The following is a 6,443-nucleotide window of genomic DNA, read 5'->3' as shown; positions in this document are numbered from 1 at the left end:
AAGCCGCTGCACGCATCGTAGCAACCCTTTACTACGGCGAGGGTCGCTAATGGCCCTCATTACCCAGATCCCCAAGAACAGCCGCGAGGAATACCGTGTCAGCCGAGATGATTTCCGGGGGCACGACCTAATCAACATCCGGGTCAATTACATCTCAGAAGAAGGTGAGATGCGCCCTCGCAAACAGGGCGTTTCATTTCGGGCTGAGTTGCTTCCCGATTTCGTTGACGCGCTCAGCAACGCGGAGGCTACGTAGATGGGGCGCGACAGGAAGAACGAGAAACGCGGCGAGCATTGGACCAAGCTTGTCAGAAACATGATGGAGGAGCCCGCTTGGCGGGCCCTCTCGTCAACGGCGCAGGCACTCTACCCATGGCTGAGGCTGGAATGGCACGGTGCAGAATACAACAATAACGGCAAGATTTGTCTAAGCGTCAGACAAGCCGCTGAGCGTTTGGGAGTGTCATACAACACCGCTGCCAAAGCGTTTAGAGAACTTCAAGCAAAGGGTTTCATAGCCGTTACGCGTCCACCAAAGCTGGGCATCAGCGGCGTCGCATCTTCTCCGCTCTTTGAACTCACCGAGATTGCACTGCCAACCGCACACGGCGAGTCCGGCAGAAGGTTGTACAAGCAGTGGTCGAAGGGCTCAGATTTCGCAGTCGTCAAAGCCCCGATCACAACCCAACTGGCAAACGCGGAAAAACAAAACCCTGTCTCAAAAACTGCGACGAGACCGTCGTAGAATTTGCGACGAGAAAAACGGAGGCGACGCAATAAATGCGACAGGCCGTATCAATGTTTGCGACGAAAACACCCGATTTCGGCAGGTCTCCCGTCGCAATATTTAAGACATCTTTAATCTACCAGGGGGTCTGGGGGAAACGGACACGTTCTGCACTAACAATCCAACAAGCGAGGAATGAGCAATGACGGATGAATCAGACCGAAAAAACGGCATGACAACGGACGAGCGAAATCCGGACGGCACTTTCGCAGCTGGCAACTCAGGAAGACCCCGAGGAGCACGTCACAAGGTCACGCGCGCCGTTGAGGAGCTGCTTGAGGGACAGTCTGAAGCAATCACCCAAAAGGCGGTGGAAATGGCGCTAGAGGGCGACAGCACGGCCCTGCGTCTCTGTCTAGAGCGGATAGCGCCTACGAGGAAGGACGCCCCGGTTAGTTTCGACCTGCCCCTATCAAATCCGCTGTGGACGCCTCAGAGGCCGCTCAGGCGGTCTTACAGGCGGTTTCCCAGGGCGAAGTGACGCCATTTTAGGGCGCCACGGTCATGGGACTGTTGGAGCAGTACAGGCGCGTGCTGGAAACAAGCGAACTGGAGCGCCGGATCACGGCATTGGAGGCGCAGAAATGAGTGTAAGAAAAAGACTAGAAAAGCTTGAACAGGTGTCCGAAAGCGGTCCGATCCTTGCCTTGCCCAAAGTCGAGTTTTATTCCGAAGATGGCAAACTCGTATACGAGGTCTCAGGTTTAGGCGTCGCCACTGGCTAATTTTCCGAAAAGTACGAGCCTATTATTTTCTTCGCTAAAGCCAAAATAGACGGTTTGGAAGACATTAACGTTGAACGGTTCAACGGCGAAGACTTCAATAACTTAAGTACTCGCCTTGATGAAGCATGCGAGAAAGCGCTTAGAACCGAAAACAAAGGTCGATTCTTGCCAGTTTTCGGCTGGCGTTTTGCATGGCACTGACCAACCAATTGCTGTCAGCAAAAACTAGTAAATGAAAACAGGTACGACGCGCCGAACTCGTACCCCCTCATTTACAATCGCAAACCCCATTCAAGACGCGCCGCACTTACCCGCTATCGCACGTGAATGTTTGAATTGTGACAGTTTGATGAAAGAGACGTGCGAAGTTTGCTGACGTAGCGGAAAGCACTTCTTTGCTATCGTTGGTTGCTTAAGGGATTCGTTGGGTGACACGCCGAACCAATTAACCCCCTCGAATCCAGTCGGAAAAACCAGAACGTTCTAAAAAACAAACATGTCACCCACGGTCAGAGGATCGCATTGTGGCGAAATTGTGTCCACGATTCATTGTGAAACTTTCCGTTTCGGACCCAGAAACAAATCGTTTCGCCGCAAAACTGGGCGATACGGGGTTTCCCCAATTTTAACCCAACAGCTTTGGTGTCACAGTGTGTCAGACTACAAACACCTCCACTCACTCACGGGTGAGGATAAGGGGTTGGTCCTTACCCCCTCGACCAACCCCTCAAATCACCAAAAGCTCCAAGACTTAGAAACACGGACAGCTTACAGGCGCCACATGTTCCCAGACTGAACTTGAACGTTGAATGGCTGGTCGTCCAGGAATTTACCAAAATTTAGCTTCTGCGCTTTTGCGGTGTAGCCGGGGCACATTCTAAACTGGGTTGCGACAGATCCCCTACCTTGCTGAAAAGCAAGGAGAACGGAGATTGGAACACACAGAGCTGGATCTACGCGAGCAGCGGGCGAATGAGAACTTATTGAACGCAAAGCTGCGTGTGAGCAAGATCACGGCCGAGATCGGCAGGCATCGTTCAACCGTCAATCGGGAAATCAATCGCAACCGTTTCGAAGATGATGAATTGCCTCATTTGAGTAGCTAATATGGTGTCAACGCACAACGAACTGCGTATTCCACACGGGCTTGTCGTCAGAAGCTGATCCGGCTGGATGGCCTGACGTGGCGCCTCGAAGTCAGTTTGGACACTGGGAGTGCGATTGGACGCGGTTCAAACAGAGCCTTGAACAGTCGAATGTGACGTCGCTGGTCGAACGGTTCAGCCGGTTCACGGTGCTGCTGAAGAACCCAAACAAGCGTACGAGACCAGTTATGGCAAGATCATGAAAACGGTGCGCGACCGGCCTCTACTGGCTCGAATACCCATCACATTTGACCGCCACACCGAGTTCGCCAGCTGACCGCTCTTTCAAACTAAGATCGGAACGCAAACGTGGTTCTGCGACCCATCTTCTCCATGGCAGAAAGGAACCGTCGAAAACAAAATTCGCAGGGGCAGGCGCTGGCTTCCCACCAGCGCGACCTCACGGCGGTCTCAGACTATGAATTGAGAATGATCTGGACCGCCTCAATGCAATGCCCAGAAAACGCCTGGGTTGGAAGACTCCCGCCGAGGCGTTATGCCAAAAAATGCTGGAGGAACCGGACAAAGTCCCGTTAGACGACGTTTTGAGAAAAGAACCTAATATGATACTCTAGTAGAGTGTTCCTAGGAGGAATTTTGTGAATATAGATATTAGCTTAGCGGTTTCCAACATGTGGAACAAAGGGAAACCCCACATTTTTTGCTTTCTCAAAATCCAAAACTCCGCCGAGCACTCCTTTGGCCGTGGAAGCCAAAAAAATTGGAGGAAAAACTGGAATGCACTTGGCAAAAATGGTTGGGCTAGGAAACCTTAAGCCTGAGCAGGAATTGGTGGTGTTTGCCGTGAAACTACCGATCGACAGAGGCGTCATCGGCAAACCCCTAAAAAAGGATGGCGTTCCTTTGTACCCACTTGGTAAAGCGGCGAAATTACAACATGTCGGATTTCTGCGCGCCGATGAGAAGCACAAACCCGGCTATTTGAGGAAAAAAGTCGGTGACCCGCTAGTCTGGCAAGTAGACGACAGGACGTCATTTTTCTCGATCGCAAAAAAATGGTGCAAATGCTCCAGCAGAACACGCTGGACAATTGGGCAAAGAAGAGCAGGTTGATCTTGCGCCTAGTCGCCGCGGACCGAAATGTTGAGCGTGTCAGAAAGGGCTACTTTACTTTAGCATCAGCCGCAAAAGGCAAGACACCCAAACAATTGGAAACCCTCTTGGGGTTCAACAGCGGCACATTCAAAAACGGTGTGCATGTCTTTGTCGCCAAAGCTTCGCAACTCAGCCTGTCGAATGTGGACTTCAAAGGCTACACCAATACCATCGGCGGAATTTGCCGCACGAAAATGACAGAAGAGCAATGGAAAGAAGCACGTAAAAACTACAAACCCGGAACGGGCGTTGTTCAGATCAATGTTACCAAACCTATCTCCGTGAAAAATTTCACTGCAAAGAAACCTCTGGGGTACAATGAGAAAATTAGTTTTTGATTTCATACTCAGCCATCATTAACCTTGTGTAAGACTCCGCCTCACCCGGGCAAAGGTTTTTGATCAAATATTTATCAGATTCGGTCGAACCAAACACATTGGGGTTTTCGGCGGATTACGTTAACTTAACTTTAATTTTTTTTATGATTACTCGTGATCATAATGCGAGGTGCAACATTCCAAACTTTATGTATAGCGCCTGAAAAAACTAGTGATTAAGGTCGCTCCATAAGGATTTTTTTATTTAATGGGTGGCAGTTATGGCCGAATTACCAGCTGGGAAATCAAAAAAATTACAAGAGATGCTTAACCGTGTCACCAAGCCAAAGCCGCTGCTGGAAATCGATGGTATTGTCGGGGAAAAAACCAAGAACGCATTGCGCGTATTGCAAGGTATGGGCGGCCTAAAGAAAACCGGTGAGATTGATAGCGATACCGCTTCATTGATTGCGCGAACGATCAAATCCGGAAAGGTTGACAAAGAGCAACCAAAACTCTTCGTGAAATCATCCAAGGGCGTTATCGGTTTATCCGAGCGGCAATACGCTGCGCAAAGGAAGAAGCTGATTGCCCAGCTCAAATCCGGCCCGATCGCGCAAATGCGTACAACGGTTGCAAGAACCGAAGCAGAGTGGATCTATATGGCTGATCTCAACAAGGACCAATGGTTTGTAAGTTTTTGCATCGAGACAACCCGCGGCGTCGATCTACCACCGAAATCGGCAATCAGCCGGGCGCGCAAGGCTTATGAGGCCTGTGCCGCAGCCGTGTCGTCGGGAGACCTGCAAAAGTATTATTCGATCGCACCCAAGTCAGAGGCCGTGATCAACGACGCCTCTTACCGAATGAAAATTTACCGGCAGAAAATGATAGATGGCGGTGACGATTGGGTAACCGTTTTAACCTTCACCAAAACCGGCTCTTTCGCGTTTCTGGGTACTTTTGCCGCCCCGATGGCTGGCGCAGCCCTTGGCACAAGCGTTGTGGCTTCGGCGGTGATCGGCGGGGCCGCTGTGTCGGCCACCGAAAGCGTAGCAACCGAAATCGGGAATCTATCCGCCGGTCAGAAAAACTGGACCGTCGGGGGGGCGATTAAGCGCACCCTGATCGACACCGGAGTTGGAGGAGTTCTGGGGGTAATTGCCAAAGGCGGCGGGGGTGGAAAGCATGTGGTCGAAGCGATGGTCAGCAAGCTTGGGCTGCAACTTGCCAAACAGACGGGTTTCAAGTTGTTGTCGACGGCAACACTAAGACGCGTCGCGCTTTTCCTAGTGACGGAAGGAGCTAAGAATACCCTTGAAGGAGCGGTCAAAGACACTGCAAATGCCCTCAAAGGCGACCCGAAACTCACGATGGACAAATTCATCGGAAACCTTTGCAATAATTTCGTCTCGGGCGCAGCACTTAGCCCGCTGGGCAAGGTGATCGAAGCGTTCTCAAAAAAGGCATCCGGCGCATTAGATCCCGCGGATCGTAAGAGAATCTGGGATGTGGTGTTGAAAGAACTGTCCAAGCAAGCCAAGGGGAAGACAATCCACATCGGCATGATCGACAAGCGCACCCAGGCCTTGGTTGAAAAATACATAGACGATCAGGTGAAAAGCCAGCTCGATAACGTCCTTGCGGAGGTCTACGACAAATGGAAAGGCCCGATGTCGCCACAGGCTTTGCAAAAGAAAATTTCCGAGACTGTGACTGGCGGAAGCAAAGGTAAAAAAATCGCAGCCGGGGCCGTAAAGATTGCGAAAAAACAAACCATGCAAACCAATTGACCTTTGAATGGTCCGTTCAAGAAAATGTTAAAAAGTCCAATTTTTTGAAAGGGAGATTTTCTTATGGCCGCGCCACCCTCCTCCAGAAATCCTGCGAAAACCAGGCAAAACGCCGCGCAATCAAAAAAAAACGTTGCGCTGAATAAAGCCGATCAAAAAAGGAAAATGGCGGCCCGTAAGTCCGTCAAATCCCAATTGGACAAGATCCAAAAAGAAATCGAAAAGGCGAAAAAAGTCAGTGAGCGCATGGTTGCATCTGCCAAAGCCAACGAAGCGCGCATTCTCGAAATCCAAAAGAGCATCGAACTGCAACGGATCGAATTACAAAAACGTTTGAAAGCCCAAAAAGAACAAGAAGAGATGCTGGCGCGTTACGGTCGTGCCGCCGTCAAGAAAGCGCAGGAGTTGTACACCGAGATCAAGATAGACGGCTACGAATTTCCCACGCCCCCCAAACCTCAATCCGGGCCGGCCATACTTTGGGTTGTGAGTTTCTGGGCCGCGCTCATCGCGCATATAGTGACGGCCAAGAGAGCGGCAAAATAGAACCTCTGACCCAA

9 protein-coding genes and 1 pseudogene are annotated in these 6,443 nt (G+C 50.8%); all 10 read left to right on the top strand.

The genetic code is table 11. From position 1 onward, the window contains the following. Positions 1–49 precede the first annotated feature (49 nt). The 10 genes and pseudogenes from ACR0C3_RS19275 to ACR0C3_RS19230 all read left to right on the top strand — a co-directional run bounded on the left by ACR0C3_RS19275 (position 50) and on the right by ACR0C3_RS19230 (position 6,429). Complete coding sequence (locus tag ACR0C3_RS19275; RefSeq protein ID WP_480760002.1) at positions 50–256, top strand: transcriptional coactivator p15/PC4 family protein; 207 nt, start codon at positions 50–52, stop codon at positions 254–256. Continuing rightward, positions 257–745: a hypothetical protein gene (locus ACR0C3_RS19270; RefSeq protein ID WP_480760000.1), complete on the top strand. Its 489-nt coding sequence runs from the start codon at positions 257–259 to the stop codon at positions 743–745. 184 nt (positions 746–929) lie between these two features. Beyond that, complete coding sequence (locus tag ACR0C3_RS19265) at positions 930–1,268, top strand: DUF5681 domain-containing protein (protein WP_480759998.1); 339 nt, start codon at positions 930–932, stop codon at positions 1,266–1,268. A 103-nt stretch (positions 1,269–1,371) separates the two neighbouring features. Continuing rightward, positions 1,372–1,512, top strand: coding sequence for a hypothetical protein (locus tag ACR0C3_RS19260; RefSeq protein WP_480759997.1), 141 nt, complete (start codon positions 1,372–1,374; stop codon positions 1,510–1,512). Positions 1,513–2,444: 932 nt separating this feature from the next. Continuing rightward, on the top strand, positions 2,445–2,618 hold the full coding sequence (locus ACR0C3_RS19255) for a hypothetical protein (RefSeq protein ID WP_480759995.1): 174 nt from the start codon (positions 2,445–2,447) through the stop codon (positions 2,616–2,618). Positions 2,619–2,692: 74 nt separating this feature from the next. Beyond that, positions 2,693–3,232 (top strand): annotated as a pseudogene (locus ACR0C3_RS19250) (IS30 family transposase); the annotation flags it as partial. 130 nt (positions 3,233–3,362) lie between these two features. Then, the gene (locus ACR0C3_RS19245) at positions 3,363–3,731 is read left to right on the top strand and encodes a hypothetical protein (protein WP_480759993.1); all 369 of its coding nucleotides are present in this window, start codon (positions 3,363–3,365) and stop codon (positions 3,729–3,731) included. Beyond that, positions 3,683–4,111, top strand: a complete 429-nt coding sequence (locus ACR0C3_RS19240; RefSeq protein WP_480759991.1) for a hypothetical protein — start codon at positions 3,683–3,685, stop codon at positions 4,109–4,111. Before ACR0C3_RS19245 ends, ACR0C3_RS19240 begins: the two co-directional genes overlap by 49 nt. A 260-nt stretch (positions 4,112–4,371) precedes the next feature. After that, on the top strand, positions 4,372–5,883 hold the full coding sequence (locus ACR0C3_RS19235) for a peptidoglycan-binding domain-containing protein (protein WP_480759990.1): 1,512 nt from the start codon (positions 4,372–4,374) through the stop codon (positions 5,881–5,883). Positions 5,884–5,946: 63 nt separating this feature from the next. Next, a complete protein-coding gene (locus ACR0C3_RS19230; RefSeq protein ID WP_480759989.1) occupies positions 5,947–6,429 on the top strand; it encodes a hypothetical protein in 483 nt (160 codons plus the stop codon). Positions 6,430–6,443: the final 14 nt, after the last annotated feature.

This window comes from Ruegeria sp. CK3, assembly GCF_056536565.1.
The sequence above is the reverse complement of the archived record's forward strand: the minus strand, read 5'-3'. Positions and strand labels throughout refer to the sequence as shown.